Origin of the sequence: Nitratireductor sp. XY-223 (genome assembly GCF_004959855.1) — a bacterium.
Lineage (GTDB): Bacteria > Pseudomonadota > Alphaproteobacteria > Rhizobiales > Rhizobiaceae > Hoeflea_A.
The window spans coordinates 200,106-215,228 of record NZ_SPNT01000008.1; the positions used below are offsets into that span (position 1 = coordinate 200,106).

At 62.5% G+C, this 15,123-nt stretch carries 13 protein-coding genes; 11 read left to right on the forward strand and 2 right to left on the reverse strand.

Translation table 11 applies throughout. The features are described from left to right. The first annotated feature begins 163 nt into the window (after positions 1 to 163). The 5 genes from E4M07_RS23050 to E4M07_RS23070 are packed head-to-tail and all read left to right on the forward strand — an operon-like array spanning position 164 to position 7,061. The gene (locus tag E4M07_RS23050; protein ID WP_136660754.1) at positions 164 to 904 is read left to right on the forward strand and encodes an IclR family transcriptional regulator; all 741 of its coding nucleotides are present in this window, start codon (positions 164 to 166) and stop codon (positions 902 to 904) included. Beyond that, positions 901 to 1,974 (forward strand): Gfo/Idh/MocA family oxidoreductase, encoded by a 1,074-nt coding sequence (locus tag E4M07_RS23055; RefSeq protein WP_136660755.1) that lies wholly within the window; start codon positions 901 to 903, stop codon positions 1,972 to 1,974. Before E4M07_RS23050 ends, E4M07_RS23055 begins: the two co-directional genes overlap by 4 nt. 16 nt (positions 1,975 to 1,990) lie before the next feature. After that, positions 1,991 to 3,889 carry a thiamine pyrophosphate-dependent enzyme gene (locus tag E4M07_RS23060; RefSeq protein ID WP_136660756.1) on the forward strand — a complete coding sequence of 633 codons (1,899 nt, stop codon included), beginning with the start codon at positions 1,991 to 1,993 and terminating at the stop codon, positions 3,887 to 3,889. A 21-nt stretch (positions 3,890 to 3,910) separates the two neighbouring features. After that, positions 3,911 to 5,371: an NAD-dependent succinate-semialdehyde dehydrogenase gene (locus E4M07_RS23065; protein WP_136660757.1), complete on the forward strand. Its 1,461-nt coding sequence runs from the start codon at positions 3,911 to 3,913 to the stop codon at positions 5,369 to 5,371. Further along, the gene (locus E4M07_RS23070; protein WP_136660758.1) at positions 5,361 to 7,061 is read left to right on the forward strand and encodes a dihydroxy-acid dehydratase; all 1,701 of its coding nucleotides are present in this window, start codon (positions 5,361 to 5,363) and stop codon (positions 7,059 to 7,061) included. The genes E4M07_RS23065 and E4M07_RS23070 overlap by 11 nt, the downstream gene beginning before the upstream one ends. A 58-nt stretch (positions 7,062 to 7,119) precedes the next feature. Here the strand turns inward: E4M07_RS23070 and E4M07_RS23075 are convergent, their stop codons facing one another. Continuing rightward, on the reverse strand, positions 7,120 to 8,082 hold the full coding sequence (locus tag E4M07_RS23075; protein ID WP_169054355.1) for a LysR family transcriptional regulator: 963 nt from the start codon (positions 8,080 to 8,082) through the stop codon (positions 7,120 to 7,122). Positions 8,083 to 8,354: 272 nt separating this feature from the next. On the opposite strand from E4M07_RS23075, the gene E4M07_RS23080 reads away from it, so the two are divergent. The 6 genes from E4M07_RS23080 to E4M07_RS23105 are packed head-to-tail and all read left to right on the forward strand — an operon-like array spanning position 8,355 to position 14,884. Then, positions 8,355 to 9,308 carry a tripartite tricarboxylate transporter substrate binding protein gene (locus E4M07_RS23080; RefSeq protein WP_136660760.1) on the forward strand — a complete coding sequence of 318 codons (954 nt, stop codon included), beginning with the start codon at positions 8,355 to 8,357 and terminating at the stop codon, positions 9,306 to 9,308. A 35-nt stretch (positions 9,309 to 9,343) separates the two neighbouring features. Continuing rightward, a complete protein-coding gene (locus E4M07_RS23085) occupies positions 9,344 to 9,838 on the forward strand; it encodes a tripartite tricarboxylate transporter TctB family protein (RefSeq protein WP_281404997.1) in 495 nt (164 codons plus the stop codon). Positions 9,839 to 9,840: 2 nt separating this feature from the next. Next, positions 9,841 to 11,373: a tripartite tricarboxylate transporter permease gene (locus E4M07_RS23090; protein WP_136660762.1), complete on the forward strand. Its 1,533-nt coding sequence runs from the start codon at positions 9,841 to 9,843 to the stop codon at positions 11,371 to 11,373. Between the two features lie 15 nt (positions 11,374 to 11,388). Then, complete coding sequence (locus E4M07_RS23095; protein ID WP_136660763.1) at positions 11,389 to 13,119, forward strand: thiamine pyrophosphate-binding protein; 1,731 nt, start codon at positions 11,389 to 11,391, stop codon at positions 13,117 to 13,119. After that, positions 13,119 to 13,460 (forward strand): hydroxyisourate hydrolase, encoded by a 342-nt coding sequence (locus E4M07_RS23100; RefSeq protein ID WP_136660764.1) that lies wholly within the window; start codon positions 13,119 to 13,121, stop codon positions 13,458 to 13,460. The genes E4M07_RS23095 and E4M07_RS23100 overlap by 1 nt, the downstream gene beginning before the upstream one ends. After that, on the forward strand, positions 13,457 to 14,884 hold the full coding sequence (locus tag E4M07_RS23105; RefSeq protein WP_206057371.1) for an FAD-binding oxidoreductase: 1,428 nt from the start codon (positions 13,457 to 13,459) through the stop codon (positions 14,882 to 14,884). Before E4M07_RS23100 ends, E4M07_RS23105 begins: the two co-directional genes overlap by 4 nt. A 45-nt stretch (positions 14,885 to 14,929) precedes the next feature. Here E4M07_RS23105 and E4M07_RS23110 read toward each other — a convergent pair. Beyond that, positions 14,930 to 15,123, reverse strand: a 194-nt coding sequence (locus E4M07_RS23110; RefSeq protein WP_206057372.1) for a CoA-binding protein, incomplete at its 5' end; no start/stop codon positions are given.

A 15,123-nucleotide genomic window follows, 5' to 3' on the forward strand; every position in this document is an offset into this window, starting at 1 on the left:
TAATTTCGACAATTGTCAACAAAAAGTATTGCATATCTGAAAGAATTATGAAGATATTGGCACATTATCCGCAAAAGGAGCAATAAGTTTAATCATGTTGAACTTTCAGTACAACACTGGTAAACATTCAACAATTGAACCGATCCGGAAAGGAACTGCTCCAATGCGACTTCTGCAATCTTTGACCCGCGGCCTGCAGGCAATCGATTATATGAGCGGGCACACCGGACCCGTTCGCCTGACCGATGTGGCCAGCGCATTGGGCGTGGAAAAATCCAATGCATCCCATGTGCTCAAGACGCTGGTCGCGGCCGGGTTCGCGCAGCAGGATCCGAGCCGCCGCTACCGGTTGACGGACAAGGTCGCGTCATCGGCGCGCCAGCAGCATTCCCTCGAAGAAATCGTCGCCTGCAAGCAGGCGTGGCGACCGGCGCTGCAGAGCCTCGTTGCGCAGACCGGAGAGTGTGCCCATCTGGCCGTGCTGGTAAAATCCCAGGTCTGGTACATCGACAAGATCGACTCGACCCTGCCGTTGAAAGTGGATCACCCGATCGGCTCGCTGTCGCCGTTGCACTGCACAGCGCTCGGCAAAGCGTTTCTGGCATTCGGCGCGGCCGAGCCGGAGATGCCGCTCAGGACATACACGGACAAGACCATCACGTCGCCCGACAGGCTGCGCGACGAAACGCAGCGGGTGCGGGCAAAAGGCTATGCCGTCGACGACGAGGAGTTTGCGCCCGGCATCCGGTGTGTGGCGCGGCCGGTTTTTGATGCCGAAGGCAGGATGATCGCCGCCATCGGCGTGTCCGGCCCGACCGTGCGCATCGACGATGCCCGCCTTGCCGAACTCGGCGCCATCGTCGCGGAAGTCTCGAATGAACAAACGGAGGAAATGGGTGCATGACCAATCAGCCCATCAGGGTCGGTTTTGTCGGAACGGGCCGGATTTCCGACCTGCATGCCATCGAGTATCGGCAGAATCCGCATGCCCGGATCGTCGGTCTGTGCGATCGCGATGCGGCGCTTGCCAAGGGCAGGGCTGAGGCCTGGGGCGTCGGCGAGGCGTTTGTGTCAGACGACATCGACGCGTTTCTGGCGCGACCCGATATTGACCTGGTCGAGATACTGCTTCCGCATCACCTCCACATGGACGCCGCGGAAAAGGCCATCGATGCGGGCAAGATCGTTTCGCTGCAGAAACCGATGTGCATGTCGCTGGAAGAGGCCGACCGGCTTGTTGCCGCTGCCGACGCATCGGAGCGGCCGTTCAAGGTGTTCGAGAACTTCATCTTCTATCCGCCCGTTATTCGGGCAAAGCAGCTTATTGACGAAGGCGCGATTGGCGAACCTTTGTCGATCCGCATCAAGAGCAATCCGGGCACCAGCAGCACCGCCTGGAACGTGCCGAAAGGGGCAACGGCTTGGCGGCAGAACAAGTCTGAAGCCGGGGGCGGGCCGCTGGTGTTCGACGACGGGCACCACAAATTCGCGCTCGCCTGGCATTTCATGGGCAATCCAGAGGAGGTGCACGCCTTTATCGGCAGCACAAGGGACCGGGACGGCGCCTATCTCGACGCGCAATCGATCATTTCGTTCCGCTTTCCGCAGAACCGCATCGGCAATCTGGAAGTCGTCTACTCGCCGGAACTGGAAATCGACACCCGTCACTACGCACAGGACGACCGGGTGGAAATCACCGGCTCGAAGGGCGTCATCTGGATCAATTGCGGACACGGTCGGTTGGGCAACCCGCCGCCGGTTGCGCTCTATCGCGACGGCCGGATGACCGAGTATCTGGATGTCGCGACCGGCTGGGAACAGAGCTTCGTCCTGTCGACACGACACTATATCGAGGCGCTCAACAACAACGGAAAGCCGGTCCTCACGGCAGACGAGGGCAGGCAGGTGCTGCGTTTCGCGCTTGCCGCCGAAGAGTCGGCCCGGACCGGCCGGCCGGTTGCCGTCAACGGCTGATCGGGGGCGAAGGATCGTGGCGGACACAGTCAATACTGCATCATTACCGGCCAGCGCGGAGGCGAGGGCGGCCTGGCTTTCGCAAAGCGGGGGGCTGAATGCGGCGATCGACGCCGGCCTGCTTGACGCGACCGTTACCCTGCCGCTCGCGGAGGCGCTGGTCCTAGGGCTGATGCGTCAGGGTGTCACCAAATACCTGGCCATCTTCGGACACGGCTCGACGACCTTCGGCGAGGTCCTGCGCGTTTACGAGGAACACGGCCTTGTTCGCTGCTGGCAGTGCCGCAACGAAGTGGAAATGGCCCACGCGGCAACGGCCCTTCGCTGGGTCTATGGCGAGCCCTGTGCCGTCGTCACGTCCATCGGGCCGGGCGCCCTGCAGGCGATGGCGGCCTCGTTGGCGGCCAGTTCGAACGGGGTCGGCGTTTATCACCTCTACGGGGACGAAACGACCCATGGAGAGGGCTACAACATGCAGCAGGTGCCGAAACCGGCACAGGGGCTGTTCGGTCAGATAACCGCCCTGATGGGGCAGTCCTATACGCTGCACAGTTCCGGTGCGTTGCGCGACGCGCTGCGAAAGGGTGCAATGACGGTCTTCCATCCCTGGCGGCCCGGACCCTTCTATCTCAACCTGCCTCTCAACACGCAGCCGCAGGAGACAATGCTTCGACCGGAGTCCCTGCCAGTCGTTCCGGCGTTCGAGCCGGCGGTTCCTGCCGGCGACGACGGAGTTAAGGAGGCGGCCGGGCTGATTGCCGGCGCACTGCGGGTAGCGATCAAAGCCGGCGGCGGCGCGCGTCCATTCGCGCGGCAGCTCCGTGAACTCGCCGAGCGGGCAGGGGCTGCCGTGGTTCTAAGCCCCGGATCGACCGGGGTGCTGCCGGACGCGCATCCGCAGAATATGCATGTCGGCGGCTCGAAAGGATCGATCAGCGGCAATTTTGCCATGGACGAGGCCGAGCTGCTCGTGGTCGTCGGAAGCCGGGCCGTGTGCCAGAGCGACTGTTCGGGTATCGGCTGGCCGCGCGTCCGCAACGTGATCAACATCAATGCCGATCCCGTCGACGTTCAGCATTACAATCGGACCGTAGCCCTGTGCGGCGATGCAGGAAGACTGCTGGAGATGCTCGCGGACAGGATCCGAAGTGATCACCCGCAATGCGCCGACGGCAAAACCGCCTGGTTGGCCGCCTGCGCCGAGAAAAAGGCCGAATGGCTGGGATTCAAGGCAGCGCAATACGAAGCGAACAGTCCGGTTGACGAGGTCTGGGGCCGGAAGGTGCTGACGCAGCCGCAGGCAATCAAGACAGTCGCCGATTTCTGCAAGGAAAAGCAGGCGATCAAATTCTTCGATGCGGGCGACGTGCAGGCCAACGGGTTCCAGATCGTCGAGGATGACCGGCCGTTCGAGACCTTCACGGAATCGGGTGCCTCCTACATGGGATTTGCAGTCTCCGCGCTGCTCGCCGGTGCGATGGCCGAAAGGGGCCGGTATTCGGTCGCCTTCACCGGTGACGGATCGTTCATGATGAACCCGCAGATCCTCATCGACGGTGTCGAGCACGGCGTAAATGGCACGATCGTGCTCTTCGACAACCGCCGGATGGCGGCAATAAGCCACCTGCAGATCGCGCAGTATGGCAGGGACTTCCGCACCGCCGATTCCGTGCCGGTTGACTACGTGCAGATGGCGGCGTCCGTGAACGGAGTCCTCGCGCTGTCAGGCGGTTTCGATCGCCGGTCGCTCGGCGCTGCGCTTGAACGGGCATATGAACACGCCGGCCTGAGCCTGATCCATGTGCCTGTCTACTACGGGCCGGATGCGATCGGCGGAATGGGCGCATACGGCCAGTGGAACGTCGGCAGCTGGTGCGATGATGTTCAGCGGCAATATGCCGAAACGCTGATCTGATCCGATGCACGAGGAACAATTATGTATGACGCGTATGGCCTTCTGATCGAAGGCGAGTGGCGGACCGCGGAAAACGGCGGCCGCCAGGAGGTTTTCAGCCCCGTCACCGAGACGGCCGTCGGTTCCGTTCCGGCCGCCGCAGAGGCCGACATCGACGCGGCCCTGCAGGCGGCCGATCGCGCTTTCGGTCCCTGGTCGAAGACTGCAGCGTGGGACAGGGCAGCGGTTCTGCGAAAGGCAGCCGACCGCATTCGCGAGCGCAATGGGGAAATCGCGCGCCTCATGAGCACCGAGACCGGCAAGCCGCTTGCGGAGGCGGCGGCGGAAGTCAATGCGGCGGCCGATCAGTTCGAATGGTACGGCGAGGAGGCCAAACGCGTTTATGGCCAGCTCATTCCGGGGCGCAATGCCGAGGAGCGCCTGTCGGTCTCCTATCAGCCGGTCGGTCCGTCTCTTTCGCTTTCGGCCTGGAACTTTCCGGCCCTTCTCCCGGCCCGCAAGATCGCCGCGGCGCTGGCCGCCGGATGTTCGGTCATCGCGCGGCCGGCGTCCGAAGCGCCCGGTTCCTGCCTTGCCATCGGCCAGGCGCTCATTGACGCAGGGCTGCCGGCCGGCGCGCTGTCCATCCTGACCGGGCCGGCCGTCCCGATGGTCGGTCAACTGATCGCCTCGCCGGTCATCCGAAAGGTCTCCCTCACCGGCTCGGTTCCGGTCGGAAAGGAAATCCTGCGCCAGTGCGCCGAAGGCATCAAAAAGGTGACACTGGAACTCGGCGGACATGCGCCGGTGATTGTCCATGCCGATTTCGACCCGTTGGCAGCCGCTGAAAAGCTTGCCGCCACCAAATTCCGCAACTGCGGCCAGGTCTGCATTTCGCCAAGCCGCTTTTACGTGCACCGGTCCATCTGCGCAGCCTTCGAGGAGCGATTTGCCGCCTATGCGAAAAGCCTTGTCGTCGGCGATGGCCTCAGGGAAGGCGTCACCACAGGCCCGCTGATCAGGCGGCGCGCGCTCGACGGCGCCTTGCGCCTCATTGAAAATGCTGTCGAGGAAGGCGCGCGGCTGGTCGCCGGCGGCGGCCGGCCGAACGGCCTGAACAACGGACATTTCCTTGAACCGACTGTCCTTGCCGGTGTTCCGGACAAGGCCCTGATTATGTCGCAGGAGCCCTTTGCGCCGGTTGCGCCTATTGCCGCCTTCGAAGATTTCGACGATGTTGTTGCGCGCGCCAATGCAACCCCGTTCGGTCTTGCATCCTATGTGTTTACCCACGACAGCGCACTCGCTGCCGAAACCGCGGACGCGCTGGAGGCCGGAATGGTCGGCATCAACGAGACCCTGCTCGCCACCGCGGAGGCGCCGTTTGGCGGCACCAAGGAGAGCGGTTTCGGACGCGAGGGAGGAAGTCTGGGCATTCTCGACTATCTGACGCCGAAATATATCCGCCACCGCCTGGTACCCGGAGGTATCCATGCCGTATAGGCCGAAAGGGCTCGACAACGGACTGACGGACTATGGCGACCGGGACTTCGCCCGCTATCTGCGGCGCTCGTTCGCCAAGTCCATGGGCTACGCGGAAAAGTCGCTCGACAAGCCGATCGTCGGCATCTGCTATACCGAAAGCGGCTTCAACAACTGCCATCGCCACTTTCCCGAAATGCTCGAAGCGGTCAAACGGGGTATCACGGCCGAGGGCGCGCTGCCGGTGCCGTTTCCGGTCATTTCTCTCGGAGAGGTGTTTCTCAGTCCGACATCGCTGGTCTACCGCAACCTCATGGCGATGACGGTCGAGGAGATGATCCGCGCCCAGCCGATGGATTCCGTTGTGCTGATGGGCGGCTGCGACAAGACGGTTCCGGCGCTGTTGATGGGCGCCGCCTCGGCCGGCAAGCCGGCGGCGCTTGTCGTTGCCGGCCCGATGATGACCGGCCGCCACCGCGGTGAGCGTCTCGGGGCCTGCACCGATTGCCGCCGTTTCTGGGCCGATTTTCGTGCCGGCAAGGTGGACGGAACGGAGATCGCACAGGTCGAAGGCCGGCTCGCCGTGACCGCGGGCACCTGTGCCGTGATGGGCACGGCAAGCACGATGGCACTGATTGCCGAGGCGCTCGGCATGATGCTGCCCGGCACCGCGGCGATTCCGGCGGTTCATGCCGACCGTCTGCGGGCGGCGGAGGAGACCGGGGAAACCGCTGCGCGGATGGCTATCTCAGGCGGCCCGACGCCGGACAGTCTGATTACGCCTGAATCGGTGGAAAACGCACTGCGTGTCCTACAGGCCGTTTCCGGCTCCACCAATGCCGTCATCCATCTTGCCGCCATCGCCGGGCGGATGGGGATCGAGATCGATCCCGAACACTTCAACAGGCTGTCGGACGAAACGCCGGTCCTGGTCGATCTGAAGCCGGTCGGCGCCGGCTATATGGAAGATTTTCACGCTGCCGGAGGCCTGGAAGGCGTGCTGCGCGGTCTCAAGGACAGGCTGCAACTCGGCTGCGGGGACGTTGCCGGCCAGACGCTCGGCGCGCGGCTCGACAAACCGCTTCAGGATCCCATCGACACGCGCGTCATTCGCACCGTTGGCGACGCGATCAGCAAAAATGGCGGTCTCATCGCACTGCACGGATCGCTGGCGCCGCAGGGAGCCGTCCTGAAACGCGCCGCCGCCACGCCCGAACTGCTTGAACATGAGGGCAGGGCAGTGGTGTTTTCATCGCTTGAGGACCTGTCCGAACGCATAGACGATCCTGATCTTGATGTTGCCGCGGACGACATTCTCGTCCTGCAGAATGCAGGGCCGAGGAGCCCTTCGGGCATGCCCGAGGCGGGCTATCTGCCGATCCCCAGAAAGCTTGCCCAAAACGGCGTCAAGGACATGGTCCGCATCTCGGATGCCCGCATGAGCGGCACCGCCTTCGGCACCATCGTCCTGCATGTGACGCCCGAGGCCGATCTGGGAGGACCGCTGGCGCTCGTGCGGAACGGCGACCGCATCCGCCTCTCCGCTGCGCAAAAGACGGTGGACCTGCTGGTGGAGCCGGATGAACTGGAGCGAAGGCGCGCCGAACGGACCGAAAGGCCCGCACCGGCCGAAAGGGGCTACGCAAAACTCTATCGCGACAGCGTGCTCCCGGCCTACGCGGGCTGTGATTTCGATTTCCTGAAGGGCTGAGGGGGAGGGGGCTGCCGTATACTCAAGCGGCCGGGAACCGAAGCGCGATGCGCGCGGTTCATCCGGTTTCCTCAAGCATCGTCGCGTTTCCACTCTCGACAATCACGCCGCCGCGCCAGTCTCCGGTTTCGACATCCCGGACCATGACGTCCCTGACAATGTCATAGGCAGCCTTCGCGGCACGTGAGAGCGGGCGTGAATTGGGGACGGCCAGGCAGACCGTCCGCGTCAGGCCCGGGTTGATGATCTTGCGCGCATCCAGATCGCCCGTGTGCCAAAGGTCGGCCATCGACGGCCAGTTCATCACGGTTGCGCCGAGTCCGGCGCTTACCATGCTCCGGATCGTCAGGAGAGACTGCTGCTCGAAGCGGATGTTCAGCTGCCGTCCGGCCTTGATCATCATGTTTTCCAGATTGCGTCGCACATGCACCCTGCGATTGGGCATGATGAGCGGCACGCCCTCAAGATCGGCAAGCTCGATATCGGTTGTGTTGGGATCGGGATGTTCCCGCTTGACGAAGAAGAACAGGCTTTCCCGCAGCACCGGATCGAAGGTGACGTTCTGCAGATGGCCGACATTCGCGATGATCCCGAAATCAACCTTGCCGGAGTCGATTGCCTGTCCCGCCTGGTAACCCAGGCCGTCCTCGATGTTTACGGAAAGCCCCGGGTGGCGGGTATAGACCGCCTGCACGATGTTGACCGCGAGCTGCGAGGCCATGCCCACCGGCAGGGCGATGCTTATTGCGCCTTCCAGCCGGTGTGAATCCGTTCGCATCTCGGCCTTGACGACATCGACCTTCTGGAGGATGGCGCGCGCGTGGGCGTAGAATTTCTGTCCTGCCTCTGTCACTTTCGTGCCGCCCGGGCCACGGGAAAACAGAATACATCCGACTTCTTTCTCAAGATTGGAAATCTGCCTGCTGAGCGCGGGCTGGGCGACGTTCAGTTCGCGTGAAGCCGAGATGAATCCGCCATATTCGACGACCCCGCAGAAGTACCGGAATTGTATGAGCTTCATCTTGCGCCTGCCGTTTCTGTGATACTCATTTGATATTCGATGTGCGTCGAAGTGGTCAACCTGGACGAATTTAGCGGCCTGATCTGCAAAAATGTGCTTCAATTGCCGTCGGGATAGCGAATTCGACAATTCAAGTCGGAGATCACCGGCATCTTGATAGCAGAACGGCATCAGGTAAATGCCGTGAAACAATTAGCCTTCGACCGGGCGTGCCCTACGATGGACCCGATAAGGCCGATACATCGAGCGGCTGAAATCGTGGGAGGAATACGATGAGATCTCTGAAGGCACTGTGTGGCTCAGCCGTGGCAGCGGCATTATGCCTGGGCCTTGGCATGCAGTTCGCTGCGGCGGATGAATATCCGAGCAAACCCATTGAAATGGTGATCGGGTTCAAGCCGGGTGGATTTTCTGACGCCATGGCGCGCAAACTGTCCGAACCGCTGACGGAGGCCCTGGGCCGGCCCATCGTGCACACCTATATGGGCGGAGCGGGCGGCAGCATCGCAGCGACAGCCGTCAAGGAAAAGGACCCGGACGGCTACACGGTCGTCGTCGCCACCAGTCTGACCTTCGCGTTCAATCCGCTTCAGGGCGAGGTCACCTACACGAAAGACGACTATGACTACCTTTTGACCATGGCGCGGTTCGAAGGTGCCTTCGTGTCGCTGGCCGACAAGCCGTGGACCGACTTTTCGTCGATGATCGAACACGCGAAATCCACGGGCACGCCCATCAAGTTCGGCTCGCTCGGTCCGGCGGACCGGGCGCAGATGGATGCCGTGGCCAAGGCGACGGGTGTCACGTTCATCCCGCTGCCGATCAAGGGCGGTGCGAACATGATGCAATCGCTTCTCGGCGGCCATGTCGATTTCGGCATGAGCGGCGGGCCGCACGTGAAATACGTCAACTCGGGCGAGATGATTGTCCTGGCCGCATCCGGTTCGGAGCCTTTGAATGCAACGCCGGACGCGGCAACCATGGCCGGATTGGGGTTCCCCGCCGTCAGCTACAACTCGGTGATCGCAGCGCCCAAGGGCCTGCCCGCCGGGGTTAAGGCCAGACTCGAGGCAGCCCTGCTCGACGCGGCCAACAGCGCCGAATTCCAGGAACTGGTGCAAAGCCGCTTTGTCGGGATACCGCCGATGGGCGCTGACGACACCGCCGCCTCGATCAATGCAATTTCCGAAACCATGAAATCGGTGCTCGCGGATTCGGGCAACTGAATCGTGGTGAAGACCGAGCGCGGGGGCACGGGTCGGTGACAAACCGGAACATCGCATCGTTGGTCCTTGTGATACTGGCAGGGATTGCTTTGTGGATGTTGCCGGCCCATGTCCGTGGCGACAACCGGCTGTTCGCGATGAACGGAACCCTGCTGCCGGCACTGGCGATCGCGCTGATCCTCGCACTGTCGCTTCTTGATCTGATTTTCGGTCTTTTGTCGTCGGCGCGCTCCGGGGCGAATAAAAGGACACCTGGACCGGACGACGTCCGGCTGTCGGGGGCCAGTCTTTACGGTCTGGCACTGGTGACGGTTGCCGGCGGACTGTTTGCCTTTGCCCTGCCGTGGGCCGGGTACCTGCCGGCTTCATTTGCGCTGGTTCTCGTGCTTATGATCGGCACCGGCGGCCGGAGTCCGGTCATCCTTTTATCCGTTGCGGTCGCGGCGGTGATCGTATTGTTTCTCGGCCTGCGCTACGGCCTTGGCGTTCATCTGCAGATCTGGCCCGATCTGGCCGGTTTGGTGGCCTGACCATGGACGCGCTTTTGACAGGTGTCCAGAACGCCCTGACTCTGGGACCGCTGATTGCCATAGCGGCAGGCGTTTCCGTCGGCATTTTCATGGGAGCGGTGCCGGGCCTGACGGCGGCGATGGCCATCGCATTGCTGGCGCCGATTACCTTCGGCATGGATCCGCTGACGGCCATCGCTTTCCTGATCGGCATCTACAAGGGCGGGACATTCGGCGGATCGATCTCGGCCATTTTGCTGAATGTACCCGGTTCCCCGGAAGCGACCGCGACCGCCTTCGACGGCTATCCCCTGGCGCGATCCGGCCGTGTGAAACAGGCGCTGCAGATGGCGCTGTTCGCATCGGTCGGCGGTGCGTTGCTGGCCGATCTGCTGCTCTATGTCGTGGCCGCGCCGTTTTCGACGATCGCGCTCAAGTTCGGGCCGACCGAGCTGACATTCGTGGTGCTGTTCGCATTCACCTTCGTTGCCGGGCTTACCGGAAAATCCATGCTGCGGGGCATGACGGCCTGTGCCTTCGGGGTGCTGTGCGCCATGGTCGGCCTTGACCCGATGTCGGCTTCGCCGCGCATGACTTTCGGGTATGTGGAGTTGCTCGACGGGTTGCCGCTTTTGCCGATCGCCATTGGAATGCTTGGATTGGCGGAGGTGATGATGGCGGCCGAACGCGCCGTCAAGCGCCGGCGATCCGGCGCTGATATCGGTACGGCCGCTATCAGCAGCACCAGCGGTCCGTCCTTGTCGATCGGTGTGTTCCTGTCCCACTGGAAAACGGTTCTGCGATCCAGCCTCATCGGATCGGCCATTGGCGCCCTGCCGGGGATCGGCGCATCGATGGCGGCATTCGTGGGATACGGTTCGGCGCGCCGGTACTCCAGGACACCGGAAAATTTCGGCAAGGGCTCGCTGGACGGTGTCGCGGGGCCGGAAGCGGCCAACAGTGCGGTCGTCGGCGGCAGCTTCGTCCCGCTGCTGACACTCGGAATACCCGGCAATGTCATGACCGCACTCCTGATCGGCACGTTTCTTGTTCACGGCATCGAACCGGGACCGCACGTCTTCAAAACCGAGCCGGTTCTGATCTACGGGATCTTCACAATCCTGTTTGCGGCGAACTTCTTGAACCTCGCCATCGGCCTCCTGGGCAGCGGGCTTTACAGCCACATCGTCAAGGCGCCGGAATATGTCAGCTACTCGATCATCGGGCTGACTTGCCTGACCGGTGTTTTCGCCTCGACCAATAGCCTTTTCAGTCTCTACATCATGATCATCTTCGCCGTGATCGGGTACCTGATGAAGAAGTTCGATTATTCCTTTGTCGCGTTTCTGATCGGCTTTGTGCTGGCCCCGGAGTTCGAGGTGTCGTTCCGGTCATATCTGCTCGTCGCGCAGGGAGATCCGGTGGGACTTCTCCTTCAAAGGCCCATTGCGCTGGTGTTTTGCGCCCTGACGATCATCGCCATCATCCGGATCTGCTGGACAGAGCACAAAAATCGCGATGCGGCGCCGTCGCACCTCAAATCAAGCGAACACTAACACCCGGAGCCCCTCATGAACGTCCAATCGAAAATCCGCGGCGGCACGATCCTGGCGCGGTCCCTGAAGGAGAAGGGCGTTGAACATGTCTTCACGCTGGCCGGGGGATTCTGCAATCCGGCGCTGGAGGGGTTCATGGAATGCCAGATGCCGGTGATCAACTGTCCCCACGAGCAGGTGGCCGGACACTTGGCCGACGGGCACACGCGGATCACGCGCAAACCCGCGGTCTGCCTGGTGGGTCCGGAAGGCTTCGCCAATGCGGTGCCGGCGATGCTGGAAGCCTGGGGCGAGCGAAGCCCGGTGATATTCGTAACCGGCTCGTCGACGCTCAAGCGCCAGGGTGCGGGCGGGTTCAAGGAAATCGATGACGTGGCCATCGCCGCGCCGCTGACCAAATATTCGGTGCAAGTCACCGACGGCACACGCATCAGCGAATTCGTGGACCGCGCCTGGCATGCCGCCACGACCGGCTATCCCGGCCCGGTTCACCTGGCTTTGCCCGTCGACATCATGTTTTCGTCCTTTGCCGAGGACGCGGGCCGCGACGAACGCCCGTTTGACCGGACCGGCCGTCCCGTCCCCCGCGCCTGGCCCGATCCGGAACGCCTGGAGGAGGTGCTGGCACTCGTTAGAAGTGCCGAGCGGCCGGTATTGATCGGCGGACACGGCGTCTGGTGGTCGGGCGGTGAAGAAAAACTGGCCATGGCCGGCAACAAGCTGCGCATGCCGATTTACAACGTTCCCTACCACACGAAGATGCTGGCGACGGACTGCGAGGCCTATATGGGATTGGCCGATTTCCATCAGTACCAGCCCTCCAGATCTGCGATCCAGGAAGCCGACCTGGTGCTGATGGTCGGCTGCCGGCTCGACAATCAGATGAGCTTTGGCAACCCGCCGTTCATCCAGGCCGAAACAAGGCTCGTTTGCGTGAACGGCAGCCACGAGGAACTCGACTACAACATCGGCGCCGATGTCCAGCTCCTGTCCGATGCCGGAGCGTTTCTCGACGCCCTGCGCGATGTCGGCCGGACCTGGACGGACTGGTTCGATCTCCAGCTGGCCAGGCGGACACAGTGGGTTCAAGAATGGTCGGATCACATCGCCGGCGAGACGGCAAAAGACATGGCACAGGGCCGAAAGATCCACCCGTTGCAGCTGGCGCTGGACGTACAGGCCAATATGAAAGACGGCGACTGGCTGGTGTTCGATGGCGGCAATACCCATTTCTGGAACGAGATTGCCACGAACATCTCAGCGGCCCGGGGTCGGGTTCTGGGCGGGATCCTGCACCCCGGGAATTACAGCCTTTTGGGGGTGGGGGTCTCGTACGCGCTGGCGGCCAAGAACGTGCATGCCGACAGGACCGTCGTCCTGGTCACGGGCGATGGCGCATTCCTGTCGGGCGGACTGTCGGTCGAAGCCTGTTTTCAGGAAAACATACCCGTCGTCGTGGTGGTGGACAACAACGGCGGGCTCGACTGCATCAGCCAACAGCAGGAGCGGCTGTTTGGCAGTAGCAGGCACTTCGCCACCGATTTCCGGGACATTCCGTTTCACACCATGTTCGAGGGTCTGGGCGGGCACGGCGAGCTGGTGACAAGGCGCGACGAGTTGCCCGGAGCGCTGGAGCGCGCGATTGCCAGCGGCAAAACCGCCTGTGTGAACGTCAAATGTCGCGGTGTGATCAGCCCCATCGTCGCCGCCACGGCCGACAAGCGCGAAAAGGCGTCGATTGAATAATGGCGGTTGTTACTTCGCATGTCCTCAATGCAGTCGACGGCACCCATGCCGGCGGTGTCGAAGCCACCCTCTATCGCTGCGGCGAACCGGACCCGGTCTTCGCCACGCGAACGGATGCCGGCGGGCGGTTGTCGCAGGAGATCGATCTCGGCACGGCGGATCCGGACACCCAATACGAGCTTGTGTTTGCCACCGCATCCTACTGGGCCGGCCGCCCTGAAGGCGCAGGCCGCATTCCCGAAATCGTGCTGCGGTTCACGATGCCGGACCGGAACGGCACGTACCATATGCCCCTTATCCTCAGCCCGAATGCATATACAGTGTGGAGTTCAGACGGTTGACTGACAGACAAGCCGGCGCCGGCGAAGCACCTTCACTGGATGCGATCTGCGATCGCCTCAAGGAGATCGTCGGTCCGGGCGGATGGCTCGCGGGCGCCGATACCGGCCGTTACACGCAGGACCCGCGCGGACGTATCACGGCGTCTGCAAAACTTGTGCTTCGCCCGAAGGAGACGAACGCCGTCGCGGACATCCTGCGGACCTGCAATTCCGCCGGCATCGGTGTCGTCCCCTACGGCGGCGGGACGGGCGGCGCCATCGGGCACATGGATCCCCGCGGCGGCGCCCCCATTGTCCTGTCGCTGGAACGCATGAACAAAATCCGCAGCGTTTGCGCCGAAGACAATGCGATCGTGGCCGAGGCGGGGGTTACCCTCGCCGAAATCCGAATGGCGGCGGCGCAAGCGGCGCGCTGCTTTGGGCTGTCGCTTGCCTCTGAGGGAAGCTGTACGATCGGCGGCAATCTGTCCAGCAACGCGGGCGGAAAACAGACCATCCGATACGGCAACGCGCGTGATTTGTGCCTTGGGATCGAAGCCGTGATGGCGGACGGTTCCATCCTGAACGGGCTGAGCCCCTTGCGCAAAGACAATACGGGCTACGACTTGCGTCACCTGCTGATCGGCTCGGAGGGTACGCTTGGTGTCATCACCGCGTGTTCGCTGAAGCTCGATGCGAAACCGCAGGAGGAATGCACCGCGATGTGCCCTGTCGCCTCGCCGCAGTCGGCCCTTGATCTGCTTCATCATTTGCGCGGTTCGCTTGGCGAGGTGATATCGGCCTTTGAGCTGATGTCGGCCACCGGAATGACGCTGGCACTCAAACATTTTCCTGAGCTGCGCAATCCGTTCGACACGCCGCATGACTGGTATGTCCTGGCCGAAATCGCCGGACCGGAAGGGATCAGGAAAGCCCTGGAACGGGGACTGGCGGAAGCCCTCGAGAAGGAACTGATCCAAGATGCCGTGTTGTCCGGGTCCGAACGCCAGTCGCAGGCGCTGTGGGCGCTGCGCGAAAACGCCTTTGAATACAACAAGCGCGAGGGCGTCCTCTACAGCTCTGACACTTGCGTGCCGTTGAGCAGGATCCGGCAATTCGTCGAAACGACGCAGCGCAATCTCCGCGCGCTTGACCCGGGGCTTCGGATCAACGTTTACGGCCATGTCGGCGACGGGAATATTCACGTGAACGTCTTCCCGCCGGACGCAGGAGGACACAATTCAATCACATCGGCGGCCGTCGCTGAGGTCATCTACGAGGCCACCCACGGATGCGGTGGCTCGATCAGTGCCGAGCACGGCATCGGGCGCGCCAAAAAGACGACGCTGCTGCGCTATGGCGATCCCACAAAGCTCTCGGTGATGCGCGGCATCAAGAAGGCGATCGATCCCAACGGGATCATGAATCCCGGGGCGCTGCTGTGAGGGCAGCGTGATGTCCGCAGGGCGCGCTCTTGCTTCGACGGTCGGTTATATTCCGAGGTCGAGTCTTGGTCTCCAGAAGGGTCTGAAGAGTTCGATCTTTGGGCAGCGGTCCATGACGACCCTGAGGCCGGCGTCCTCGGCGAGCTTGGCGGCGTCGTCGTCATAGACGCCGATCTGGCCCCACAGCACCTTGGCGCCAATGTCGATCGCTTCCTGGGCGATGCCGTAGAGCTCCTCCT

Bases quoted from the DNA above. Each gene is read 5' to 3' on its own strand.
- E4M07_RS23065 (WP_136660757.1), top strand. From the start codon at position 3,911: ATGTATGACGCGTATGGCCTTCTGATCGAAGGCGAGTGGCGGACCGCG.
- E4M07_RS23055 (WP_136660755.1), top strand. From the start codon at position 901: ATGACCAATCAGCCCATCAGGGTCGGTTTTGTCGGAACGGGCCGGATT.
- E4M07_RS23050 (WP_136660754.1), top strand. From the start codon at position 164: ATGCGACTTCTGCAATCTTTGACCCGCGGCCTGCAGGCAATCGATTAT.
- E4M07_RS23080 (WP_136660760.1), top strand. From the start codon at position 8,355: ATGAGATCTCTGAAGGCACTGTGTGGCTCAGCCGTGGCAGCGGCATTA.
- E4M07_RS23075 (WP_169054355.1), bottom strand. From the start codon at position 8,082: ATGAAGCTCATACAATTCCGGTACTTCTGCGGGGTCGTCGAATATGGC.
- E4M07_RS23095 (WP_136660763.1), top strand. From the start codon at position 11,389: ATGAACGTCCAATCGAAAATCCGCGGCGGCACGATCCTGGCGCGGTCC.
- E4M07_RS23070 (WP_136660758.1), top strand. From the start codon at position 5,361: ATGCCGTATAGGCCGAAAGGGCTCGACAACGGACTGACGGACTATGGC.
- E4M07_RS23100 (WP_136660764.1), top strand. From the start codon at position 13,119: ATGGCGGTTGTTACTTCGCATGTCCTCAATGCAGTCGACGGCACCCAT.
- E4M07_RS23090 (WP_136660762.1), top strand. From the start codon at position 9,841: ATGGACGCGCTTTTGACAGGTGTCCAGAACGCCCTGACTCTGGGACCG.